Source organism: Pluralibacter gergoviae ATCC 33028 = NBRC 105706 (assembly GCF_001598855.1).
Classification (GTDB): domain Bacteria; phylum Pseudomonadota; class Gammaproteobacteria; order Enterobacterales; family Enterobacteriaceae; genus Pluralibacter; species Pluralibacter gergoviae.
This window is the reverse complement of the sequence record NZ_BCZS01000001.1, coordinates 1-22,725: the sequence shown is the minus strand read 5'-3', so window position 1 is coordinate 22,725 and position 22,725 is coordinate 1. Positions and strand designations below refer to the sequence as shown.

Genomic DNA, 22,725 nt, shown 5'->3' with positions numbered 1-22,725 from the left:
AATTCCTTTTAATTAACGTTAGACGGATTCCAGCTGCCGTTATCGATACCGGCGACGAGGTTATTCACGGCTTCACGAATGGCCAGGTCAAGCACCTTGCCATTCAGCGTTGAGTCATAGCTGGCGGTGCCGCCGAAGCCGATAATTTCGCGATTCGATAATTCATATTCCCCGGCGCCCTGCGACGAAAATACAACTTCTGAGGTTCTGACATTGACGACGTTCAGCGCTACCTTGGCATAGGCCACCTGCGACTTGCCGCGACCGAGAATGCCGAACAGCGCTCTATCGCCGGTCTCTTTGCGGCCAAACTCCGTCACGTCGCCGGTTATCACCCAGCTCGCGCCCTTAATCTGCTGGCTTTTCCCGCTGATGCCGGCTTCGGCCTTAATTTCCTGGGTGTTCATGCGGTCAAGCACGCTGAAGCGGCCGGTCTGCTGCAGGTGGGTAATCAGAATGGTTTTTGACTGGTTGCCGAGACGGTCAACGCCGTCGGAAAATATGCCGTTCATGTAGTCAGAGCGGTTATCAAATTTCCCCACGGCGATCGGGCTGCGCTGCCCCTGCCACGGCTGTTGATAGGTGGCGACTTTAGCCACTTCAAGCGAGCGCGAAGACTCTGTCGCACAGCCGCCAAGCACCAGCGCGCTGAGGCAGAGTGAGCCTACAACTGTTTTTTTAAACATGATAGCGATAATTCCTTTTAAAATTTCGAATAAAGCAGCGGCGCTGAACAGGAGAACAATCAGGGCTGCTTCAGCGATCGATTTTCTACCTATGCGAGAGAAATGTGAAGAGGGAATATTAATTTTGATGAATAAAAGTTAAGAGACATTACTCTCGCTATTGCCAGCGGGACTATGACTGCGCGTTATTATTGAGTGTTCATATTACTAAATGGAGAAGTAAATTCATATCATGAAGGGAGCGGGTAAGAGGCTACACCGGAAGTGGGGATTGTAAACGCGTCATGATAACGCGAGGAGCGAAAGTAATCGCAACACCCCGCAAAAAATAGTTTATCGGGTCAATTTTTATTCAAAAACCACATCCGATACCGCTGCATTAACGCCATAATTATCAATAAAAGTATAGCCTCTTTTTATACCGCATCTCCAGTCTTATTGTCCAATAGCCGCTGAGTCCAGTGCGGTATTCTATCTCCCGCAGTCACTGGCTTCCGCTATTGCCCGGCGAATTAAAACCTTCCAGCACAGCGCGACTCGCACCGTCGCTCCCACTTATTCCTTTTAATTATTGATTAAGCTTTTCAGTTATATAAATGACATGAGGTTTATTTGCAGCTGTAAAATACATTTAAAAGAGATGTTCATTATTTTCATCGATCCTGATTAATTTGTTCATTAAATAGCCAGCGCGCATCCGGCGCAATGCTCGACCTATACCATAATTACAGTAAAGTGGACATTTTTCGACACGCGGCCATCTGGATGATGATTTAACCAGCAGAACACATAAGCATCATGTGTCGCAGAAATCAAACTACACGGCCTTTATCTCTACATTAACGCTATTTTTTTGATACATAAAAAATACAAAATCATTTATTGCGACATATAACACTAATTGATGTACTCTACCGCGCACTTCTGTAAATTTATGTCAGCGGGTCTGGTGGTTCAATGATCGGGTTTGTAGATATTTTTTCAACCTATCTTTATGGGCTGAAGGTCGTGGCGATAGCCCTCGCCATCATGATGTTTATCAGCGGATTAGATGACTTATTTATCGACGTTATCTACTGGTGTCGGCGGGTTATCCGCGCCGTCACGGTCTACCGCCGCCATCAGCCGATGGATCACCGCACGCTGTACCAACCGGATGAGAAGCCGCTGGCCATCATGGTGCCCGCGTGGAACGAAACCGGTGTGATTGGCAATATGGCAGAGCTTGCGGCGATGACGCTGGACTACGAGAACTACCATATTTTCGTTGGCACCTACCCTAACGATCCCGACACCCAGCGCGATGTCGATGACGTCTGCGCCCGCTTCCCCAACGTGCATAAGGTGGTCTGCGCCCGCCCCGGCCCTACCAGCAAGGCGGACTGCCTGAATAACATTCTCGACGCCATCACGCAGTTCGAGCGCAGCGCCAACTTCACCTTTTCGGGCTTCATACTGCACGATTCGGAAGATGTCATCTCGCCGATGGAGCTGCGCCTGTTCAACTACCTGGTAGAGCGTAAGGACCTGATTCAGATTCCGGTCTATCCGTTTGAGCGCGAGTGGGCGCACTTTACCAGCATGTCCTACATCGACGAATTTGCCGAGCTGCACGGTAAGGACGTGCTGGTGCGCGAAGCGCTGGCCGGCCAGGTACCGAGCGCCGGAGTCGGCACCTGCTTCAGCCGCCGGGCGGTGATGGCGCTGCTGGCGGACGGCGACGGTATCGCCTTCGACGTCCAGAGCCTGACCGAAGATTACGATATCGGCTTTCGCCTGAAGGCGAAGGGCATGACCGAGATTTTTGTCCGCTTTCCGGTCGTGGATGAACACGCGCGAAAGCAGCGCCGCCGCTTTCTACAGAGCCGCCGCGCGGCGTCGGTTATCTGCGTCAGAGAGTATTTTCCCGACACCTTCACCACCGCCATGCGCCAGAAATCCCGCTGGATCATCGGCATTGTCTTTCAGGGTTTTAAAACCCACCGCTGGACAAAAAGTCCGATTCTCAACTACTTCCTGTGGCGCGACCGCAAAGGGGCCATCAGCAACTTTTTAAGCTTCGCGGCGATGATCGTCATGATACAGCTGCTACTGCTGCTGATTTACCAGCGCCTGTGGCCGGACGCGTGGCAGTTTCTGTCGATTTTCACCGGCGGCCCGTGGCTGGTCACCCTGCTGTGGTGCAACTTTGTGCTGATGGTGAACCGCATGCTCCAGCGCGTCATTTTTGTGACCACCTACTACGGGCTGCTGCAGGGCCTGCTGTCGGTACTGCGCCTGTTCTGGGGCAACCTGATTAACTTTATGGCCAACTGGCGCGCCCTGCGTCAGGTGATCCAGCACGGCGACCCGCGGCGCGTAGCGTGGGATAAAACTACCCACGATTTTCCCAGCGTTACCGGCGAAAATCGCGCCCTGCGCCCGCTGGGGCAAATCCTGCTTGAACAGGGGGTGATTAACGCCGGGCAGCTTGAGCACGGGCTGACGCATCGCGTAATTGGCCTGCGCCTGGGCGGCTCGCTGCTCAGCCAGGGCGTGATTACCGCCCCTCAGCTCGCCGCCGCGCTGGCGGAACAAAATGGCGTGCAGACCGCATCGATTGACGCCTGGCAGATCGATCGCGATTTGATTGATACCATGCCCGCCACCGTTGCCCTGCGCTATGCGGTACTGCCGCTATCCCGGGAGGGCGGTACGCTCACCGTCGCCAGCGAGGAGGGAATCGACCCGGTCTCGCTGGCCGCCCTTGAGCGTAAGATGGGGCTGCGCATTCGCTACGTTATCGTCCCCCGGGGCCAGGTGGTCACCGGACTGCGCCACTGGTACGCCCGCATCCGCGGTCGCGACGATCGTGCCCTGCTGCAGGCCGCTGCCGCTAAGGGATGGATCCCGGCTGCGCAGGCAGACGGCCTTTGGCAGGCGTTTGTCTCCGGCCAGTTGCTGTTCGCCGAAGTGTTGACCACGCTTGGCCATATCAACCACTCCGCCATGAGCGCCCTGCTGCTGCGCCACGAGCGCAGCAATCTGCCGCTGGGAAAATTTTTAGTCGATGAAGGCGTCGTAACGCAGCAGACCCTCGATGCCGTACTGCAGCGCCAGCGGGAGCTGCAGGTGTCTATGACGACCTTATTAGCGCAGGCGGGCGTAACCGATGCCCAGCTGGGGGAACTGCTGCGCGCCGGAGAGTCACGATGAATCACCATAAACGATCCCGACAGGCGCTTGGCCTGCTTATCGCCTCGCTGCTGAGCAGCGGCGCGCTGGCGCAGGATACGGGTACCAGCGCCAGCGCGCTGGGCCTGAGCGACTACCGCCACTTCGTTATCTATCCGCATCTGGAAAAAGCCCTGCGGGCGCAGAAGGCCAATGATGAGAAAACGGCGCTGGCGGAGTTTCGCCACGCCCACGACCAGGCGCCGGACAACGTACCGCTGACGCTCTACCTGGCGGAGGCCTATCGCCACTTCGGCCACGACCGGCTGGCCCGCGAGGTCCTCAGCGAGCAGCTCAGGCGCCATCCGCAGGACGTCCGCCTGCGCCAGGGGCTGGACGCCATACCGCGCGCCGTTGCCCCCGTGACCACCGTCGAGGCGCTGCTGGCCGAACAGCGCGCCTGCGCCCGGGCGCCCGATAGCCGCTGCCGCAGCGAGACGGGGCAGGATGCGCTGCGCCTGGAAAGGCTGGATATCGCCTTCACCCAGCTCGATGATGCGGCCTTTGCCGCCTCGCCGCAGGGCGCCGCGCTGGAAAAAGATCTCCTGCAGCGGGCGATTTATCTTCGCCAGTGGACAATGGCGGACAATCTCTACGACCGCCGGGCGCAGCGCCGCGCCCTGAGCGATGAAGAGCAGCAGCAGTGGTTCGATATTCTGCTGGCGGGCGATCTTAACGCCCGCGTTGCGTCCCTGCAGGCGCGGGGGATGTTTTCCTCGCCGCGCCTGCAGCTGGCCTGGGCCAGCGCGCTTGCGGCGAAAAGGGATACCGCGGGGCTGCGGCGCTATCTTGCCGGGCACCGGCCGCGCTTTGATACGGCCGCGCAGGAGCAAGGCTGGCTGTATCTGATCTCGCGGACCGGCGCCGCCGCGCCGGAGATGCTGGCGGGCTACGCGCCGCAGTTTGCCGCTAACCGCCGCTACGTGGTTGGCGAAGCGCTGCCGCAGGCAATGCGCCGGGGCGATTATGCCGAAGCGCAGCGGCTGCTGAACGGCGTACCGCAGGACGAGATGCTGGCCGAGCGCTACGCCCTCAGTACCGCCACGCACGACCGCCGGCAATCTCTCGCGCTGGCGCGGCGCCTCTACCAGCGCGCCCCCGGCAGCGCGTCGCGGCTGGATGCCCTTAGTTGGCAACTGATGCAGAACGGTCGCGACCGCGAGGCGGCGCAGCTGCTGCTGAAGCGCTATCCGTTTAGCGGCGGCGCTGAGCAGCAGAGCGCGCTGGTGCTGCGGCTGGGCACACTGCTGCAGCAGTATCCGCAGCTGGCGACCCCGGCGCAGGAAGCGCGTCTGAGCGCCCCGCTGGCAACGCCCGCGCTGCGCGAAGCGCAAAGCGGCCTGCCCGGCAGCTGCCCGCAGACCCGCCGCCTGCTGGGAGACCTCTCCGAACGCTACGGCGCCACCGCCTGGGATCGGCTTGCGACGTGCTACGGCAGCAGTCTGCCGGGCCTGGCGCTGTATGCTCAGCAGCAGGCCATGCGCCGTCGGCCGGATGCCTATCAGCAGCGGGCCGTGGCGTACCGGGCCTATGCCGTCGAAGATTATCAGACCGCCCTGCGGGCCTGGCGAGCCGTGCCCGCCGCGCAGATGAGCGAAGCCGACATCATGGCTGCCGCGACGACCGCCCAGGCCGCCGGCGATGCGCAGGCCAGAGACAGCTGGCTGGACGCGGCGCGGCGGCGCGGTATGGACAGCAGCGAGGCCTGGTGGTGGCTGCACGCGCAGCGCTATCTGCCCGATGAGCCGGAGAAGGCGATGGACGCGCTCAATCGGGCGATTGCCATTGCGCCAACGCCGCGCGCGCTGACCGCCCGCGCCGCCCTGCACCGCAGGCTAGGGCAGACGCCGGAAGCCATCGCCGATCTGCGCCAGGCGCTACGCATCGATCCCCATAACGCGGATACGGAAGCATCGCTGGGCTACGCCCTCTGGAGCCGTAAAGCGTACGCCAGCGCCCGGCAGGCGCTGGAGAAAGCGCACAGCGCGACGCCCGACGATCCGCAGGTCCTGCGCCAGCTGATGTACGTCAGCGAGCGGCTGGGCGATATCGCACAGACCCGGCGCTACGCGCAGGAAGTGATAGACGAACTGGACGCCGATGCCGCCGCCGCGCCGCTGACGCCGCCGCAGCGGCAGGAGCGCTTCGACGTGCGGCGGCTGCATGAGGACATGGGCCGCCGCTGGACCTTTAATTTCAACACCTCCGTGGGGCTAAACTCGGGCCAGAGCAGCTCATCAAGCACGCAGCCGGGCAGCAGCTCGCCGGGTCAGAGCTACAGAAGCTTCGGTCAGATGGAGGCCGAGTACCGGCTGGGCCGCAACGTCCTGCTCGACGGCGATATTCTTTCAGCCTATAGCCGGGTGTTTGCCGATACCGCCAACAGCGGGGTCGCCATACCGGTGAAGAACCCGATCCTCGGCCCGGGCCTGCGCTGGAAGCCGCTGTACGACTACACTTTCTTCCTGGCCATTGAGCAGCAAATCCCGCTGGATCACCACCACGGCAGGCGCAATACGATGCTGCGGGCCAGCGCATCGTTTTTCAATAACGGTAAATACAGCGATGAGTGGCATCCGAACGGCCGCGGCTGGTTTGCGCATAACCTCTATCTGGATGCGGCGCAGTATCTGCGGGACGATACCCAGGCGTGGACCGCCGATTACCGCACCAGCTGGCACCAGAAGATAGCGTCCGCCCAGACCCTGGAACCTTATGCCCACGTGCAGGTGAACGGCAACCGCGACGGCCACAGCGAGGGAAAACAGCTCGGCGGCATCGGCGTGCGCTGGAATATCTGGACCGGCCAGCGGCGCTACGACGCCTGGCCGCATAAAATCAGCCTGGGCCTGGAGTATCAGCGCACCTTTAAGGCCATTAACCAGGATGCCGGAGAGAGAAACAACACCTTCCTGACCGTGGGAGTTCACTGGTAATGTTAAAAGTTCGCCATCTTTTCCTGCTGCTCGCCCTGACGAGCCCCTTCGCCGCCGCCGTTAACGGTATTTTCTGGCAGCCGCAGCTGCGCGACAGCAGCGTCAGCGCCGCGCGCTGGCAGGCGCTGATGCAGACGCTGCGCCGGGACGGCTTTGATACGCTGATCGTGCAGTGGACCGCCTGGGGCAGCGCCTTCGATAGCGACGCCCGCCGACAGGCGCTGCAGCAGCGGGCCGCCGCCGCGCGCGCGGCGGGGCTGCGGGTAATCGTCGGCCTGCGCGCCGATCCGGACTTCTTCCAGCGTCAGAAGCAGCCTCCCGCCGCGCTGCGCGCCTATCTCGGCCGCCTGCGGGTCGCCGATATCGCGCAGGCTAAGCGCTGGGCGAGCGCCGCCGACGGCTGGTACATCAGCGCGGAAATCGACGATCTGAACTGGCGCGGCCCCGCCGCCCGCCGGGCGCTGCTCTCCTGGCTGAGCGCTACCCGCCGCCAGCTGGCGGCGGTCGGTCCGCAGCCGGTGTATATCAGTAGCTTCTTCGCCGGCAACATGACGCCGGAGGGCTATCGCCAGCTGGTGGACGAGGTGCGCAATACCGGGGTGGCCGCGTGGATCCAGGACGGCCGCGGCGCCAGTACGCTGACGCCCGCCGAGCGGCAGCGCTACCTGAGCGAAGCCGCCGGCTGCGGCGGCCGCACGCCCGCCGGCGGCGTGGTTTACGAACTGTTCGCGACCCGACCCGGGGCGACGTTCAGCGCCGCGCCGCTTCCCGCCGCTGAGCTGGCCGCGCAGCGGGCGCAGAGATCGGCCTGCGGAAAAGACAACCTCTACTTCTCCCTGCGCTACCTGCCCGACGCCCGGGGCGTGCTGTCGGCTGAATAGCACAGTGTGCCCGGACGGTTTGCGCTGTCCGGGCACGATTTGTGACAAAAAAACGACGATTTTCAACGCGGTACTATATGCTGCATCGCCCGTCGCCGGAAGCCGATTTATTCCCCTGTGAAACCATTCTGTCGCCGTTCCACGACACTTATAAGTTACTAAAAAATAACAAAAAAACGCCTCTTGCCAGCCGTTTTTTTTAAGCGTACATTAGCGCCATCTGATGCGTTAAATACGCCTGAATTTAAGCCAGCGCCAGCGCGCGCGGTTTCCGATGCCCGGCCTGAACCGGGTGCAAAAATACGTGGAGTGATGTAGCGTGAAATACTTTCTAATGGGCATCTCTTTTATGGTCATCGTCTGGGCCGGTACGTTCGCCCTGATGATCTAGCGTTCAGTCCCTGATAGCAAAACAGGAGCCCATCGGCTCCTGTTTTATTTTGCGTTCCCTGAACTACTCTTCCGCGCTCTCCGCCGCCGGGCGGGCTGTCGTCGGCAGCAGGCCATCGGCGCGGAACATCGCCTTGATGCCGCGCACCGCCTGGCGGATGCGGTCCCGGTTTTCGATCAGCGCAAAGCGCACGTGGGTGTCGCCGTAGTCGCCGAAGCCAATACCCGGCGAGACGCAGACCTTAGCCTCCTGCAGCAGCTTCTTGGCAAACTCCAGCGAGCCCATCGCCGCGTACTGCTCAGGAATTTTCGCCCACACGTACATCGATGCTTTCGGCATCTCGACCATCCAGCCCGCTTCGTGCAGGCCTTTTACCAGCACGTCGCGGCGGCGCTTATACTGCTCGGCGATATCGCGCACGCACTGCTGCTCGCCTTCCAGCGCGGCGATGGCCGCCACCTGCAGCGGCGTAAAGGTGCCGTAGTCGTGATAGCTCTTGATGCGCGCCAGGGCGTTGACCAGCACCGGATTGCCGACCATAAAGCCGATGCGCCAGCCGGCCATGTTGTAGCTTTTTGACAGGGTAAAGAACTCCACCGCCACGTCGCGGGCGCCGGGCACCTGCATGATGGATGGCGCCTTCCAGCCGTCGTAAACGATATCCGCGTAGGCCAGATCGTGCACGACCAGCACGTCATAGCGCCTGGCCAGCGCCACCACCTTCTCAAAGAAGTCCAGCTCGACGCACTGGGCGGTCGGGTTAGAGGGAAAGCCGAGGATCATCATTTTCGGCTTGGGATAACTTTCGCGGATGGCGCGCTCCAGCTCGTTGAAGAAGTCCACGCCCTCCACCAGCGGTACGGAGCGGACCTGGGCCCCGGCGATCACCGCCCCGTAGATGTGGATCGGATAGCTGGGGTTGGGCACCAGCACCGTATCGCCGTGATCGAGGGTCGCCAGCATCAGGTGCGCCAGCCCCTCTTTCGAACCAATGGTGACGATGGCTTCGGTTTCAGGGTCGATGTCCACCTGATAGCGCTCCTGATACCAGCGCGAAATCGCCCGCCGCAGGCGCGGAATGCCGCGCGAGGTCGAGTAGCCGTGAGTGTCCGGGCGCTGGGCCACGGTGCAGAGTTTTTCGACGATGTGCGGCGGGGTCGGCCCGTCGGGGTTGCCCATGCTGAAGTCGATGATATCTTCACCGCGGCGGCGGGCGGCCATCTTCAGTTCAGCGGTGATGTTAAAGACGTAGGGCGGGAGACGATCGATACGCGTAAAGCGGCGTTCAGGGGTGAACTCGGCCATAGATTCCTCAGGTTTACGTTAGCGCCCGGACCGTCCGAGCGACGCTGCCGCTGCTGCGGCATGTCTATTAAATAACCGCAAAATCTGCCGCCTGTCGAGAGGCTGCGAAAAAAAATTTCACACTTAAAAGAGGCAATCTGACTTCGGTTAAGCGCTTTTAGCATCCTCTTTTTCACTGAAAAGGACGATGAGCAGACACAAAATACGCTCAATATTTTTACATTACTGCGCGCTGATATGAGTAAAACATTCAGTTTGTTGAAAAGGTGCAATAATCCCCTTTATAAAACGTGGTTTTTCCCGATTATGCCCCCGCCGCACGCCGCTGGCGCTCGCGGCCAGGGTTTTCTATCATAGCTATTTCCTGCAATCCTCACGGTCTCTCCATGCACGACATTTTTAACATGCTGCTGGCGGTGTTCGATCGCGCCGCGCTGATGCTTATCTGCCTGTTTTTCCTGATCCGCATCCGCCTGTTCCGCGAGCTGCTGCACAAAAAGGCCCACACGCCGAAAGAGCTGCTGGCGGTCACCGCCATCTTTTCGATGTTCGCCCTGTTCAGCACCTGGTCCGGCGTGCCGGTCGAAGGGTCGCTGGTCAACGTGCGCATCATCGCCGTAATGTCCGGGGGCATTCTGTTCGGCCCCTGGGTCGGGGTCATTACCGGGATCATTGCCGGCACCCACCGCTACCTGATTGATATCGGCGGCGTGACGGCCATTCCCTGCTTTATCACCAGCATCATCGCCGGAGTCCTCTCCGGCGTTATCAGCCGTCGGGTGCCGAAGGCCCAGCACTGGAAAGTAGGGATCCTCGCGGGCATGCTGTGCGAAACCCTGACCATGATCCTGGTGATTGTCTGGGCGCCGACCACGGCGCTGGGGATTGATATCGTCTCCAAGATTGGCCTGCCGATGATCCTCGGCAGCGTCTGCATCGGCTTTATCGTCCTGCTGGTGCAGAGCGTGGAGAAAGAGAAAGAGGATATCGCCGGCCGCCAGGCGCGCGTTGCGCTGGACATTGCCAACAAAACGCTGCCGCTGTTTCGCCACGTCAACGTTGAGTCGCTGCGCCAGGTGTGCGACATCATTCGCCGGGACATCGTGGCCGATGCGGTGGCCATCACCAATACCAACCACGTGCTTGCCTACGTCGGCGTCGGCGAGCAGAATTATCAGAATCACGACGATCTGGTCAGCCCGACGACCCGCGAAGCGATCGAAAGCGGCAGGATCATCATCAAGAACAACGATGAGGCCCACCGGACGCCGGAGATACACTCCATGCTGGTGATCCCGCTGTGGGAGAAAGGCGTGGCCACCGGCACGCTGAAAATCTACTACTGCCACGCCCACCAGATCACCTCCGCCCTGCAGGAGATGGCCGTCGGCTTGTCGCAAATTATCTCCACCCAGCTGGAGGTCTCCCGCGCCGAGCAGCTGCGGGAGATGGCAAACAAGGCAGAGCTGCGGGCGCTGCAGAGCAAAATAAATCCCCATTTTCTGTTTAACGCCCTTAACGCCATTTCATCCTCGATTCGCCTCAATCCGGACACCGCCCGGCAGCTGATTTTCAATCTCTCGCGCTACCTGCGCTATAACATTGAATTAAAAGACGATGAGCAGATTGATATCCGCAAAGAGCTGTACCAGGTGAAAGACTATATCGCCATCGAGCAGGCGCGCTTTGGCGACAAGCTGACCGTTATCTACGATATTGATGAAGAGGTGAACTGCGTCATTCCCAGCCTGCTGATCCAGCCGCTGGTGGAAAACGCTATCGTTCACGGTATTCAGCCCTGCAAGGGCAAAGGCGTGGTAACCATCGGCGTCGCCGAGAGCGGCAGCCGGGTGCGCATCAGCGTGCGCGATACCGGCAACGGCATCGATCCGGCGGTGATTGCCCGGGTCGAGGCGGACGAGATGCCCGGCAATAAAATCGGCCTGCTCAACGTTCACCACCGCGTCAAGCTGCTGTACGGCGAGGGGCTGCACATCCGCCGCCTGGAGCCGGGGACGGAGATCGCCTTTTATGTCCCCAACCGGCGCACCCCGGTGGCCCCGCCGACGACGCTGTTATCCAGGGAGCTATTATGAAAGTGATTATTGTTGAGGATGAGGTGCTGGCCCAGCAGGAGCTGAGCTGGCTTATCAAAGAGCACAGCCAGATGGAGATTGTCGGCACCTTTGATGACGGGCTCGACGTGCTGAAATACCTTCAGCACAACCGGGTGGACGCCATTTTTCTCGACATCAATATTCCTTCGCTCGACGGCGTGCTGCTGGCGCAGAACATCAGCCAGTTCGCCCACCGGCCGTTTATCGTGTTTATCACCGCGTGGAAAGAGCACGCGGTGGAGGCATTCGAACTGGAGGCGTTTGACTACATTCTCAAGCCCTATCAGGAGGCGCGGATCGTCAATATGCTGGAGAAGCTGCAAAACGCCTGGCAACAGCAGCAGCAGGTCGATGCGGCGGCGCCCGCCGCCGGCGCGCCGCGCGAAAGCGAGACCATTAATCTTGTGCGCGATGAGAAGATTTACGTCACCAGCATCCACGATATTTACTATGCGGAGGCCCACGAGAAGATGACCTTCGTCTATACCCGCCGGGAGTCGTGGGTGATGCCGATGAACATCACCGAGTTCTGCAGCAAGCTGCCCGCGGCGCACTTCTTCCGCTGCCACCGCTCCTACTGCGTGAACCTGAATAAAATTCGCGAAATTGAGCCGTGGTTTAACAATACCTATATTCTGCGGCTCAAGGATTTGGATTTTCAGGTGCCGGTGAGCCGCAGCAAGGTGAAGGAGTTTCGCCAGCTGATGCAGCTGTAAAAAAAGGCGCCGCGGCGCCTTTGATCAGAGTTCGTGCCCCAGCACCTGCCGCAGGTGCGCCCCGGCGCCGAGCAGGCCCGGATTATCGTGGACGATCAGGTAAACCGGAATATCCTCGACGTAGGCCTTAAAGCGCCCCTTATCTTCAAAGCCGCCGCGAAAGCCGGAGGCCTTAAAGAAATCCATAAAGCGCGGCACCACGCCGCCGGCAATATAGACGCCGCCGAAGGTGCCGAGCGTCAGCGCCAGGTTGCCGCCAAAGCGGCCCATAATAACGCAGAACAGCGACAGGGCGCGGCGGCAGTCGATACAGGTATCGTTGATTGCCCGCTCGGTGACGTCCTTCGGCTGCAGGTTTTCCGGCAGCCGGCCGTCGGCCTTGACGATAGCGTGATAAAGATTGACCAGCCCGGAGCCGGAGAGCACGCGCTCCGCCGAAACGTGCCCCAGTTCGGCACGCAGGTGTTCGAGGATAATCCCCTCCTCTTCGCTGTTCGGCGCGAAATCGACGTGGCCGCCCTCGCCCGGCAGGCTTACCCAGCGCTTGTCGACGTGCACCAGGTGCGCAACGCCGAGCCCGGTGCCCGCGCCGTAAACGGCCACCGGCTTATCCGCCACCGGCTCGCCGCCGCCAAACTGAATAAGGTGCTCTTTTTTCAGCATCGGGATGGCCATCGATACCGCCGTGAAGTCGTTAATGATCTCCAGGTGCTCAAAGCCGAGGCTCTCTTTCATCTCTTTGATCGAGAAGGCCCAAGTGTGGTTGGTCATCGCCACCCAGTCGCCGGTGATCGGGCAGGCAATGGCGATGCAGCCGTCTTTTATCTCTTCGTCTATCTCATCCAGATAAACCCTGACCACCGCCTCCAGGCTCGGATAGTCGAGCCCGGAGTAGGTTTTTGCGCGGGAGATCTCACCGCTGGCGGTATCCACCAGCGCCAGCCGGGCGTTGGTTCCGCCGATATCTCCGGTTAAAGCAAACGTTGTCATACTGTCACGGCTCCATTAAGTCAGCATAAATCTTTGGCACACTGTAAGTTTATGGCGCGTTAACAACAACAGGCTGCGCGCCGGCGCCGATGATTTATCGATCCAGGTCACACTATCACTAATACCGTTTCAGCTATGTCATTACGGCGCGCGCCTAATCCTCACAGTTGCGGGCCTCCAGCGCCTGGGTGATCGCCCGCAGCAGAGGCGGAATGTCCTGTTTTGGCAGCATCACTTCAATCAGCGTCAGCTGCGGCGGCGTGACGACGCGCTCCAGCGCTTCGTGCAGCTGCACCGGCTGCGATACGCGCCAGCTCTGGGCCTGGCCATCTACGCTCAGCGCCTGCGGCAGCAGCGTCCAGTTCCAGGCCGAAATGTCATTATAGCGCTGTTCCGGGCCGTGAATGGCGCGCTCGACGGTATAGCCATCATTGTTGAGCAGCAGGATCACCGGCTTCTGACCGTCGCGCAGCATCGAGCCCATCTCCTGAATAGTCAGCTGGGCCGCGCCGTCGCCGATGATCAGCACCACCCGCTGTCCTGGCCTGGCTATCTGCGCTCCGTAAGCGGCGGGCAGCGTGTAGCCGATGGAGCCCCAGATCGGCTGCACCAGCAGTACCGCGCCTTCCGGCAGGGTGAGGCCAGCGGCGCCGAAGGAGGCAGTGCCCTGATCGGCCAGCAGGATGTCGCCCGGACGCAGCGAGGCCTGCAGGGTCTGCCAGAAGCTGCTCTGGGTCAGCGCGCCGCCGGCGGGCTCCGCCTTCACCGCGGTGCGGGGCGATACCGGCTCCCAGCCGCTGGCCAGGCTGCTGGCCACGCCTCTGAGCGCCTCTGCGGCCTGCGCCATCGCCACGCCGCTGAACCAGCGCCTGCCGACCCTGGCCGCGAAAGGCTGTAGCTCAATGCTCTTCTCCGCCGCTATCTGGTGGCTGAAGCCGGTGGTGAGCGTATCGGTAAAGCGCGTGCCGATGCACAGCGTGACGTCGGCGTCTTCGATCGCCCGGCGGGCCGGCTCTTCGCTGGCTTTACCGCTGTAGGTGCCGACAAATCCCGGGTGCTGCTCGTTAAACAGCCCTTTGCCCATCAGCATGGTGGCGTGCGGCAGCGGCTGTTCGCTGACCCACGCCTGCAGCATCGGCGCCAGGCCGTAGCGGTAGGCGAGGAAGTCGGCCAGCATCGAGACCCGGCGGGCCGGGGCCAGCAGGTCGCGCGCGGCGTCGGTAAACGCCGCCAGGGCGTTGTCGTCAACGCTGCCGAGCGCAGGCGTCAGAGGCGCGGCGGGCTCAGAAGCCGGGGCCTTCGCTACGTCGGCGGGCAGCATCAGGTAGGCCGGGCGGCGCTGGAGCAGCATCTCGCGCAGCACGCGGTCAATTTCCGTACAGGCATTGCTCGCCAGCAGCCGGGCGCTGGCGACGGTTATCTGCTGGCTCATGGTGTAAAAGTGGCCGAAGTCGCCGTCGCCGAGAGTGTGGTGCACAAGGTCGCCGCGCTGTTGACACGAGGTGACCGGCGCGCCGACGATGTGCAGCACCGGAACAAATTCCGCATAGCTGCCGGCAATGCCGTTGAGGGCGCTGAGTTCACCGACGCCGTAGGTCGTCAGCAGCGCCCCGGCGCCGTTCAGCCGGGCGTAGCCGTCGGCCGCGTAGGCGGCATTCAGCTCGTTCGCGCAGCCGACCCAGCGCAGGCGCGGGGAGGCGATCACGTGGTCAAGAAACTGCAGGTTGTAGTCGCCGGGGACGCCAAAAAGATCCGCAATACCGCACTCCGCCAGCCGGTCAACCAGATAATCTGCGATGGTGTAGGTAGTCTGCATAGCTATTATCCTTTTTGTGCATAGACATCCTGAGTATCAGGCATGCCTGTGGCCTGTCCAGAAGTATAAAAATTTCTTAGTGGAAAGTAGAATTTACAGACATTCATCCTGTACCTGCTGTTGGCGATCGGCTAGTGTAAACGCATACATATTCATCATCATCGGAGATTTCAATGTCTTACCAACCCGATCCCGACCGCTATAAGAAGATGATCTATCGCCGCTGCGGGCGCAGCGGCCTGAAGCTTCCGGCGATTTCGCTGGGCCTGTGGCACAACTTTGGCGATGAAACGCTGCTGGAGACCAGCCGCCAGATGCTGCGCCGCGCGTTTGATCTCGGCATTACCCACTTCGATCTGGCCAATAACTACGGGCCGCCGCCGGGATCGGCGGAGCGCAATTTTGGCCGGCTGCTGCAAGAGGATCTGCTGCCCTGGCGCGACGAGTTAATCGTTTCCACGAAAGCGGGCTATACCATGTGGGACGGCCCCTACGGCGACTGGGGATCGCGCAAGTACCTGATTGCCAGCCTCGATCAGAGCCTGAAGCGTACCGGGCTGGAGTACGTGGATATCTTCTACCACCACCGCCCGGACCCGGACACGCCGCTGGCAGAGACGATGCGCGCGCTGGACCACGTCGTGCGTCAGGGAAAGGCGCTGTACGTCGGACTTTCCAACTATCCGGCAGAGCGGGCGCGCGAAGCGTTCGCCATTCTCAATGATTTGGGGACGCCCTACCTTATCCACCAGCCGAAATACTCAATGTTTGAGCGTGCGCCGGAAGCGGAGCTGCTGGCGCTGCTCGCAGAACAGGGCGTGGGCTGCATCGCCTTCTCGCCGCTGGCAGGCGGACAGCTGACCGACCGCTACCTGCACGGCATCCCGGCAGACTCGCGGGCGGCCAGCGGCAGCCGCTTCCTCAGCCCCGAGCAGCTCACCGAAGAGAAGCTCGGCAAAATCCGCCGCCTGAATGCTCTCGCGCAGCGGCGCGGGCAGAAGCTGTCGCAGATGGCGCTGGCCTGGGTGCTGCGCGACGACAGCGTAACGTCGGTGCTGATCGGCGCCAGTAAAACGTCGCAGCTGGGTGATGCTGCGGGCATGCTGGATAACAGAACATTCAGCGCCGAAGAGCGCGCCGCGATCGATGCCGTTCTTCGCGAATAGGTATTTTTCGCAAATCATGCTGTCGGCATCGCTTTAGGAGTTGCACCAATGTGGCCCATTTTCACCATTTCGTAATATCTCGCCCAAGGTCGATAAGATCCGATCGTGAGGAGAGAGAAATGTTCAGGTCACTGATTCTGGCCGCAGTACTGCTGGCCTCCGCTCCGCTGGTGGCGAACGCCGGTGAGATTACGCTACTGCCGTCGGTAAAATTACAGGTTGGCGATCGCGACGGCCACGGCAACTACTGGGACGGCGGCCGCTGGCGGGACCGCGACTACTGGCGCAGGCACTATGAGTGGCGGGACGCCCGCTGGCGCCACCATGACAGAGGCTACGACAGGCGTAACGCCTATGAACGCGGCTACCGCGAGGGCTGGCACGACAGAAGCGACCGCCGCGGCTGGGACCACCATCACGACCACCACCATTAATCACGCTCCCCGGCACGACGTGCCGGGGAGCGCCGCTACTGCCCGCCGAGGGTCCCCACCAGCAGCCAGCCGTTGAGAGCTACTACCAGCGCCACAATAACCCAGCCCGTCCACTTCACCCGCCGACTGTTGACCAGATCGCCCATCAGCCCGGCGTTGCCGGTGAACAGCAGCAGCGGGACCAGCGCCAGCGCAATTCCGAAGCTGAGCAGCACCTGGCTCATCACCAGGATTCGGGTCGGATCGAGCCCCATCAGGATCACCGCAAAGGAGGGCAGCATGGTGACCAGGCGACGGAACCAGAGCGGAATATGAAAGCGGATAAAGCCCTGCATTACCACCTGTCCCGCCAGAGTGCCAACCACCGTTGAGGAGAGCCCGGCCGCCAGCAGGCTCAGGCCAAAGATGGTCGCCGCCGCGTGGCTCAGCAGCGGCTCCAGGGTCAGATAGGCCTGATCGAGATCGGCAATGCCGGTATGGCCGTGAAAATGAAAGGCCGCCGCCGCGGTGGCCATCATCGCCAGGTTGACAAAGCCCGCGATGGTCATCGCTATCGCCACGTCCCAGCGGGTGGCGCTGTAGCGCTCCCGGCGGGTGCCGCCGCCGGCGTGCTGCGTCAGGGAGGAGTGGAGATAGATAACGTGCGGCATAATGGTTGCACCCAGCACGCCGGCGGCCAGGAAGACCGCTTCCGACGTCGGCAGCGCGGGAATAATCATGCCCTTCACCAGCGGCGCCAGCGCGGGCTGAGAGAAAACAAGTTCAACGATATAGGCCGCAGCCACAAACAGCAGCAGGCCGCCGATAACCTTCTCCAGCGGCTTTTGTCCGCGGCTTTGCAGCATCAGGATCAGAAAAGTGGCAATGCCGGTCAGCACCGCCCCCTGCAGCAGCGAGATACCGAAAACCAGCTTAAAGCCGATGGCCGCGCCGATAAACTCGGCCAGATCGGTCGCCATGGCGATAATTTCCGCCTGCACCCAGTAAAACCACACCAGCGGGCGCGGGTAATGGTCGCGGATATGCTCGGCGAGATTTTTGCCGGTAGCGATACCGAGCTTGGCGGAGAGAAGCTGGATAAGCATCGCCATCAGGTTGGCCCATACCACGACCCACAGCAGCTGATAGCCGTAGCTGGCCCCCGCCTGAATGTTGGTGGCAAAGTTACCCGGATCGATGTAGCCGATGGCAGCAATGAACGCAGGTCCCATTAATGCAAACCGCATTTTGCGCGCCGCCCTGCTATTGCTACTCTCAACGCGACCGTTTGTCATTTTCTGCCTCTGAAATATAGCCTTTGCTATGTTTCATGCTACCAACATGCGAATGATTATCAAGAGCATTTGTAATGATGATAATGATTGCTGCGATAGACGGGAACAATAGCCGGATGGCGGCGCGCGGGTGGGAGATGTCAAAGCACTGCGCGCCTTTCTGTCAGATTAATACAAAAAACCAACTTTTAGAACTTTTACATAACATAATGATTTTGTATGACAGATCCCCTTTTTTGAATTTGCTCACAGGTTGTTACTATAGTGCGCTTCAGATCTCGTTTTCTTTTGTGCTGTTACATAGAATGTGCACGGAAATTTAATCTCCCTCATATTTGGAGTAGATATGGACCGCGTCCTACACTTTGTCCTCGCGCTTGCGGTTGTGGGGATCCTTGCTCTGCTGGTTAGCCATAACCGCAAGCAAATCCGCATTCGCTACATTATTCAGCTGTTGGTCATTGAAGTCCTGCTGGCCTGGTTCTTCCTGAACTCGGACGTTGGTCTCGGCTTCGTGAAGGGATTCTCCGAGATGTTCGAAAAACTTCTCGGATTTGCCAATGACGGTACGGACTTTGTCTTCGGTAAAATGAACGAACAGGGTCTGGCCTTCTTCTTCCTGAAGGTGCTGTGCCCGATTATCTTTATCTCTGCGCTTATCGGTATTCTGCAGCATATCCGCATTCTGCCGGTCGTTATCCGCGCGATCGGTACGGTGCTGTCGAAAGTGAACGGCATGGGCAAGCTGGAGTCCTTCAACGCCGTCAGCTCCCTGATCCTCGGCCAGTCGGAAAACTTTATCGCCTATAAAGATATCCTCGGCAAGATGTCGCGCCAGCGTATGTACACTCTGGCAGCGACGGCAATGTCGACGGTGTCGATGTCTATTGTGGGCGCCTACATGACGATGCTGGAGCCGAAGTATGTGGTAGCGGCGCTGGTACTCAACATGTTCAGTACCTTTATCGTACTGTCGCTGATCAACCCTTACCATGTTGACGGCAGCGAAGAGAACCTGCAGATGTCGAACCTGCACGAAGGGCAGAGCTTCTTCGAAATGCTGGGCGAGTACATTCTGGCGGGCTTTAAGGTGGCGGTGATCGTGGCAGCAATGCTGATCGGCTTTATCGCCCTGATTGCCGCGCTGAACGCGCTGTTCGCCACGGTGACCGGCTGGTTCGGTCACAGTATCTCTTTCCAGGGCATTCTCGGCTATATCTTCTGGCCGGTGGCGTGGATGATGGGCGTCCCGGCGGGCGAAGCGCTGCAGGTGGGCAGCATCATGGCAACCAAGCTTGTTTCCAACGAATTCGTGGCGATGATGGATCTGCAGAAAGTGGCGGCAGAGCTCTCTCCGCGCGCGGTCGGCATTCTCTCTATCTTCCTCGTCTCCTTCGCCAACTTCTCCTCTATCGGCATCATTGCCGGGGCGATTAAGGGCCTGAATGAAGAACAGGGTAACGTGGTATCGCGCTTCGGACTGAAGCTGGTCTACGGCTCGACGCTGGTGAGCGTACTGTCGGCATCTATTGCGGCGCTGGTGCTGTAACTTAAGCCATCTTTGAATCAGCCGGGGCAACTGCTCCGGCTTTTTTATGCCTGCATTTGACGAACGCATTTGACGAACGCAGAAAAGCAAAAACCCCCGCCAGAGGCGAGGGTTTCGAATGTGGTGGAGCTAAGCGGGATCGAACCGCTGACCTCCTGCATGCCATGCAGGCGCTCTCCCAGCTGAGCTATAGCCCCACAGTCGTTTTACGTTTCCAATTCCTGATGGGACAGGATTTGGTGGAGCTAAGCGGGATCGAACCGCTGACCTCCTGCATGCCATGCAGGCGCTCTCCCAGCTGAGCTATAGCCCCGTAACGTAAAGCGTGTCGTGTTGACGGGCGGCATAATATGAATTCCCTCGCCGGGTGTCAACGGCAAAATATCAACTCCCTGTTTAACCGCTGAAAAAGCATGCAACCAGATGAGTTTGCGAGCATTCTCGCAGTCAGGAGTTAAACGCATCACGTTTTCGCCTAAAACGGTGCTATAACATAAGTCACTAATTCCCATACAGGTACTCAGGAAATAGCATGCTCAAGGAACGAATGACCCCCGAGGAACTTGCCCATCTGACCGGCTACAGCCGCCAGACCATTAATAAGTGGGTCCGAAAAGAGGGATGGCAGACGTCGCCGCGTCCGGGCGTCCAGGGCGGTAAGGCGAGAGTGGTTCACATCAACGACGATGTTCGCGAATTTATTCACAGCGCCCAGCGAATAAGCGAAGAACCGACGCCGGAATGTGCCTTCGCAGAGGATGGCTTTGACGCCCTGCTGCTCTCGCTGGCAAAGGAGATGTCGCCTGAGGAACAGCGGCTGCTGACCAGCCTGCTGCTGCGGGAAGGTATCACCGGTTTACTTCAACGTCTGGGCATTCGTACGCAAGAGCCAGCATGAAAATACTGCACAGTAAAATGACCACCCACGAGCTTGCCAACTGCGTTGGCATGGCCCGGCAGACGATTAACCGCTGGATCAGAGAGCAGAACTGGGTCACCGAGCCGATCCCCGGCGTAAAGGGCGGCAGAGCCCGCCTCATTCACATTGATGACCAGGTGCGCGAATTTCTCGCCACCACGCCAAAGCTGCGCCACCTGACGCTGTCGCTGCACGCCGCCGAGCCGGTCGTGACCGATTATGCGCGCGAACAGGACCCGACGTGGCGGCAAATCCAGGATGCGCTGGTGATGATGACGCCCGCAGAGAAAGCGCGCCTGCACAAGCTGCTGGTGCGCGAGGGGCTGAGCGGCTTTCTCGCCAGGCTGAACATCGCCGACGACGAGGCATAAAAAAAGCGGCGGGCCCTCGCCCGCCGCTTTTTATTCTGCCATCGGCTTACTGCTGGCTTTCACGCTCGGCGATAAACGCCAGCGCTTTTTCGATACGCGCTACGCTGCGGCTCTTGCCAATCGCGTGAACGGTAACGTCCAGCGCCGGCGACTGGCCCGCGCCGGTCACCGCCACGCGCAGCGGCATCCCGACCTTGCCCATGCCGACCTCAAGCTCATCGGCGGTCGCCTGAATGGCGTGATGGACATTCTCTGCGGTCCAGTCGGTGATGGCGTTCAGCTTATCGCGCACCACTTCCAGCGGCTGACGGGCCACCGGACGCAGGTGTTTTTTCGCCGCGTCGGCGTCGAAGGCGTCAAACTCTTCATAGAAGTAACGGCAGCTGGCGGCCATCTCTTTGAGGGTTTTGCAGCGCTCGCCCAGCAGCGTCACCAGCTCAGAGAGCTGCGGACCGTTGCGGGTGTCGATATTTTCCTGTTCGATGTGCCACTGCAGGTGCGTTGCCACGTACTCCGGCGGCAGCGTATTGATGTAGTGGTGGTTCAGCCACTGCAGCTTTTCGGTATTAAAGGCGCTGGCGGATTTACTGACCGCGCCGAGCGAGAAGAGCTTAATCATCTCTTCGCGGCTGAAGATCTCCTGGTCGCCGCTGGACCAGCCGAGGCGCACCAGGTAGTTGAGCAGCGCTTCCGGCAGATAGCCGTCGTCGCGGTACTGCATCACGCTCACCGCGCCGTGGCGCTTGGAGAGCTTTTTACCGTCATCGCCGTTGATCATTGATACGTGGGCGTACACCGGCACCGGCGCGTTGAGCGCTTTGAGGATGTTGATCTGGCGCGGGGTGTTGTTGATATGATCTTCACCGCGGATCACGTGGGTGATCTCCATATCCCAGTCGTCAACAACCACGCAGAAGTTGTAGGTCGGCGAGCCGTCGGTGCGGCGGATGATCAGATCGTCAAGCTCCTGGTTGCTGAACTCGATAGGGCCGCGGATCTGGTCGTCAAAGATGACCGAACCTTCCTGCGGGTTGGCAAAGCGTACCACGTGCGGCTCATCGGCGGCGTGTTCACTGTGGTCGTGGCGGCAGTGGCCGTCGTAGCGCGGCTTCTCGCCTTTCTCCATCTGCTCTTCGCGCAGCTTTTCCAGGCGCTCTTTAGAGCAGTAGCAGCGGTAGGCGGTGCCCGCTTCCAGCATGTCATCAATAACGGCGTTGTAGCGGTCAAAACGCTTAGTCTGATAGTAAGGGCCTTCGTCCCACTCCAGATTCAGCCAGTTCATTCCGTCCATGATGGCTTCGATCGCTTCCGGCGTTGAGCGCTCCAGATCGGTGTCTTCAATGCGCAGCACGAACTTGCCGTCGTGGTTGCGTGCAAAAAGCCAGGAATAGAGTGCGGTACGTGCACCGCCGACGTGCAGATAGCCTGTCGGGCTGGGCGCGAAGCGAGTTTTGATTTTCATGAATTGGCCTTACGTTTAGAAAGATGCCGACAACCGGCAAATCCTGGAATATTTGAGTGGCCAATATTCTATCACTCCCCACTGATTCCTCAATGTTGTTGCCTGCTAAAGCGTCTCCATAGCGGTTTTTGTTTACAAATCAAACGTCACGGATCGTTTTACGATCGCATTGCCTAAATTTACGACGAACGCGCAAAAACTTTGGAAAATGCGTTGACTCATTTCCGCGTATCCCTATAATGCGACTCCACACAGCGGGGGTGATTAGCTCAGCTGGGAGAGCACCTCCCTTACAAGGAGGGGGTCGGCGGTTCGATCCCGTCATCACCCACCAAACTCCGCCGTGTGAAGCAGTAAAGTAAGAGATATTGAGAAGTGGGTGATTAGCTCAGCTGGGAGAGCACCTCCCTTACAAGGAGGGGGTCGGCGGTTCGATCCCGTCATCACCCACCACTTTCTCACCAGCTGGATCTCTTACTACAATATGCAGTACCGAAGT

General features: G+C 59.8%; 17 protein-coding genes and 4 tRNA genes. 13 read left to right on the top strand and 8 right to left on the bottom strand.

Features of this window, described 5'->3' with window-relative positions:
• Nucleotides 1-8: 8 nt before the first annotated feature.
• Nucleotides 9-686, bottom strand: a complete 678-nt coding sequence (locus tag ENGE1_RS00105) for a CsgG/HfaB family protein (RefSeq protein WP_043082638.1) — start codon at nt 684-686, stop codon at nt 9-11.
• A gap of 957 nt (nt 687-1,643) precedes the next feature.
• On the opposite strand from ENGE1_RS00105, the gene nfrB reads away from it, so the two are divergent.
• The 4 genes from nfrB (at nt 1,644) to ypdK (ending at nt 8,107) form a co-directional block, all read left to right on the top strand.
• Nucleotides 1,644-3,881, top strand: coding sequence for a cyclic di-3',5'-guanylate-activated glycosyltransferase NfrB (nfrB, locus tag ENGE1_RS00100; protein WP_048254143.1), 2,238 nt, complete (start codon nt 1,644-1,646; stop codon nt 3,879-3,881).
• On the top strand, nt 3,878-6,835 hold the full coding sequence (locus tag ENGE1_RS00095) for an NfrA family protein (RefSeq protein WP_048254142.1): 2,958 nt from the start codon (nt 3,878-3,880) through the stop codon (nt 6,833-6,835). The genes nfrB and ENGE1_RS00095 overlap by 4 nt, the downstream gene beginning before the upstream one ends.
• Nucleotides 6,835-7,716: a DUF4434 family protein gene (locus tag ENGE1_RS00090; protein ID WP_048254141.1), complete on the top strand. Its 882-nt coding sequence runs from the start codon at nt 6,835-6,837 to the stop codon at nt 7,714-7,716. The genes ENGE1_RS00095 and ENGE1_RS00090 overlap by 1 nt, the downstream gene beginning before the upstream one ends.
• 319 nt (nt 7,717-8,035) lie before the next feature.
• Nucleotides 8,036-8,107: a membrane protein YpdK gene (gene ypdK / locus ENGE1_RS28200; protein ID WP_077777854.1), complete on the top strand. Its 72-nt coding sequence runs from the start codon at nt 8,036-8,038 to the stop codon at nt 8,105-8,107.
• A gap of 63 nt (nt 8,108-8,170) precedes the next feature.
• On the opposite strand, the gene alaC is transcribed toward ypdK, so the two are convergent.
• Nucleotides 8,171-9,412 (bottom strand): alanine transaminase, encoded by a 1,242-nt coding sequence (alaC, locus tag ENGE1_RS00085; protein WP_043082634.1) that lies wholly within the window; start codon nt 9,410-9,412, stop codon nt 8,171-8,173.
• A gap of 386 nt (nt 9,413-9,798) precedes the next feature.
• On the opposite strand from alaC, the gene ENGE1_RS00080 reads away from it, so the two are divergent.
• Both ENGE1_RS00080 and ENGE1_RS00075 read left to right on the top strand, forming a co-directional pair.
• Nucleotides 9,799-11,508, top strand: coding sequence for a sensor histidine kinase (locus ENGE1_RS00080; protein ID WP_043082633.1), 1,710 nt, complete (start codon nt 9,799-9,801; stop codon nt 11,506-11,508).
• Nucleotides 11,505-12,245, top strand: a complete 741-nt coding sequence (locus ENGE1_RS00075) for a LytR/AlgR family response regulator transcription factor (RefSeq protein ID WP_043082632.1) — start codon at nt 11,505-11,507, stop codon at nt 12,243-12,245. The genes ENGE1_RS00080 and ENGE1_RS00075 overlap by 4 nt, the downstream gene beginning before the upstream one ends.
• Nucleotides 12,246-12,269: 24 nt before the next feature.
• Here the strand turns inward: ENGE1_RS00075 and glk are convergent, their stop codons facing one another.
• Entirely contained in the window at nt 12,270-13,235 is a 966-nt protein-coding gene (glk, locus tag ENGE1_RS00070) for a glucokinase (RefSeq protein ID WP_043082631.1), read from the bottom strand.
• Between the two features lie 154 nt (nt 13,236-13,389).
• A complete protein-coding gene (locus ENGE1_RS00065; RefSeq protein ID WP_048254140.1) occupies nt 13,390-15,051 on the bottom strand; it encodes an alpha-keto acid decarboxylase family protein in 1,662 nt (553 codons plus the stop codon).
• Between the two features lie 173 nt (nt 15,052-15,224).
• Here ENGE1_RS00065 and mgrA point away from each other — a divergent pair, with 173 nt between their 5' ends.
• Both mgrA and ENGE1_RS00055 read left to right on the top strand, forming a co-directional pair.
• Complete coding sequence (gene mgrA / locus ENGE1_RS00060; protein ID WP_048254139.1) at nt 15,225-16,217, top strand: L-glyceraldehyde 3-phosphate reductase; 993 nt, start codon at nt 15,225-15,227, stop codon at nt 16,215-16,217.
• Nucleotides 16,218-16,336: 119 nt separating this feature from the next.
• Entirely contained in the window at nt 16,337-16,651 is a 315-nt protein-coding gene (locus ENGE1_RS00055) for a DUF2502 domain-containing protein (protein WP_048254138.1), read from the top strand.
• A gap of 35 nt (nt 16,652-16,686) precedes the next feature.
• Here the strand turns inward: ENGE1_RS00055 and ENGE1_RS00050 are convergent, their stop codons facing one another.
• The gene (locus tag ENGE1_RS00050; RefSeq protein ID WP_048254137.1) at nt 16,687-17,925 is read right to left on the bottom strand and encodes an Nramp family divalent metal transporter; all 1,239 of its coding nucleotides are present in this window, start codon (nt 17,923-17,925) and stop codon (nt 16,687-16,689) included.
• Nucleotides 17,926-18,271: 346 nt separating this feature from the next.
• Here ENGE1_RS00050 and ENGE1_RS00040 point away from each other — a divergent pair, with 346 nt between their 5' ends.
• On the top strand, nt 18,272-19,474 hold the full coding sequence (locus tag ENGE1_RS00040; RefSeq protein WP_043082625.1) for a NupC/NupG family nucleoside CNT transporter: 1,203 nt from the start codon (nt 18,272-18,274) through the stop codon (nt 19,472-19,474).
• A gap of 121 nt (nt 19,475-19,595) precedes the next feature.
• Here ENGE1_RS00040 and ENGE1_RS00035 read toward each other — a convergent pair.
• Nucleotides 19,596-19,671, bottom strand: a tRNA-Ala gene (locus tag ENGE1_RS00035).
• Nucleotides 19,672-19,711: 40 nt separating this feature from the next.
• A tRNA-Ala gene (locus ENGE1_RS00030) sits at nt 19,712-19,787 on the bottom strand.
• A gap of 219 nt (nt 19,788-20,006) precedes the next feature.
• Between ENGE1_RS00030 and ENGE1_RS00025 the strand changes: the two genes are divergently transcribed.
• Nucleotides 20,007-20,372, top strand: a complete 366-nt coding sequence (locus ENGE1_RS00025; protein ID WP_043082624.1) for a YfeC-like transcriptional regulator — start codon at nt 20,007-20,009, stop codon at nt 20,370-20,372.
• Complete coding sequence (locus tag ENGE1_RS00020; protein WP_048254136.1) at nt 20,369-20,764, top strand: YfeC-like transcriptional regulator; 396 nt, start codon at nt 20,369-20,371, stop codon at nt 20,762-20,764. Before ENGE1_RS00025 ends, ENGE1_RS00020 begins: the two co-directional genes overlap by 4 nt.
• A 46-nt stretch (nt 20,765-20,810) precedes the next feature.
• On the opposite strand, the gene gltX is transcribed toward ENGE1_RS00020, so the two are convergent.
• Nucleotides 20,811-22,226: a glutamate--tRNA ligase gene (gene gltX, locus ENGE1_RS00015; protein WP_045290889.1), complete on the bottom strand. Its 1,416-nt coding sequence runs from the start codon at nt 22,224-22,226 to the stop codon at nt 20,811-20,813.
• Between the two features lie 258 nt (nt 22,227-22,484).
• On the opposite strand from gltX, the gene ENGE1_RS00010 reads away from it, so the two are divergent.
• Nucleotides 22,485-22,560: transfer RNA gene (locus ENGE1_RS00010), tRNA-Val, on the top strand.
• A gap of 43 nt (nt 22,561-22,603) precedes the next feature.
• Nucleotides 22,604-22,679, top strand: a tRNA-Val gene (locus ENGE1_RS00005).
• Nucleotides 22,680-22,725: the final 46 nt, after the last annotated feature.

Bases quoted from the DNA above. Each gene is read 5' to 3' on its own strand.
- ENGE1_RS00105 (WP_043082638.1), bottom strand. From the start codon at position 686: ATGTTTAAAAAAACAGTTGTAGGCTCACTCTGCCTCAGCGCGCTGGTG.
- nfrB (WP_048254143.1), top strand. From the start codon at position 1,644: ATGATCGGGTTTGTAGATATTTTTTCAACCTATCTTTATGGGCTGAAG.
- ENGE1_RS00095 (WP_048254142.1), top strand. From the start codon at position 3,878: ATGAATCACCATAAACGATCCCGACAGGCGCTTGGCCTGCTTATCGCC.
- ENGE1_RS00090 (WP_048254141.1), top strand. From the start codon at position 6,835: ATGTTAAAAGTTCGCCATCTTTTCCTGCTGCTCGCCCTGACGAGCCCC.
- alaC (WP_043082634.1), bottom strand. From the start codon at position 9,412: ATGGCCGAGTTCACCCCTGAACGCCGCTTTACGCGTATCGATCGTCTC.
- ENGE1_RS00080 (WP_043082633.1), top strand. From the start codon at position 9,799: ATGCACGACATTTTTAACATGCTGCTGGCGGTGTTCGATCGCGCCGCG.
- ENGE1_RS00075 (WP_043082632.1), top strand. From the start codon at position 11,505: ATGAAAGTGATTATTGTTGAGGATGAGGTGCTGGCCCAGCAGGAGCTG.
- glk (WP_043082631.1), bottom strand. From the start codon at position 13,235: ATGACAACGTTTGCTTTAACCGGAGATATCGGCGGAACCAACGCCCGG.
- ENGE1_RS00065 (WP_048254140.1), bottom strand. From the start codon at position 15,051: ATGCAGACTACCTACACCATCGCAGATTATCTGGTTGACCGGCTGGCG.
- mgrA (WP_048254139.1), top strand. From the start codon at position 15,225: ATGTCTTACCAACCCGATCCCGACCGCTATAAGAAGATGATCTATCGC.
- ENGE1_RS00055 (WP_048254138.1), top strand. From the start codon at position 16,337: ATGTTCAGGTCACTGATTCTGGCCGCAGTACTGCTGGCCTCCGCTCCG.
- ENGE1_RS00050 (WP_048254137.1), bottom strand. From the start codon at position 17,925: ATGACAAACGGTCGCGTTGAGAGTAGCAATAGCAGGGCGGCGCGCAAA.
- ENGE1_RS00040 (WP_043082625.1), top strand. From the start codon at position 18,272: ATGGACCGCGTCCTACACTTTGTCCTCGCGCTTGCGGTTGTGGGGATC.
- ENGE1_RS00025 (WP_043082624.1), top strand. From the start codon at position 20,007: ATGCTCAAGGAACGAATGACCCCCGAGGAACTTGCCCATCTGACCGGC.
- ENGE1_RS00020 (WP_048254136.1), top strand. From the start codon at position 20,369: ATGAAAATACTGCACAGTAAAATGACCACCCACGAGCTTGCCAACTGC.
- gltX (WP_045290889.1), bottom strand. From the start codon at position 22,226: ATGAAAATCAAAACTCGCTTCGCGCCCAGCCCGACAGGCTATCTGCAC.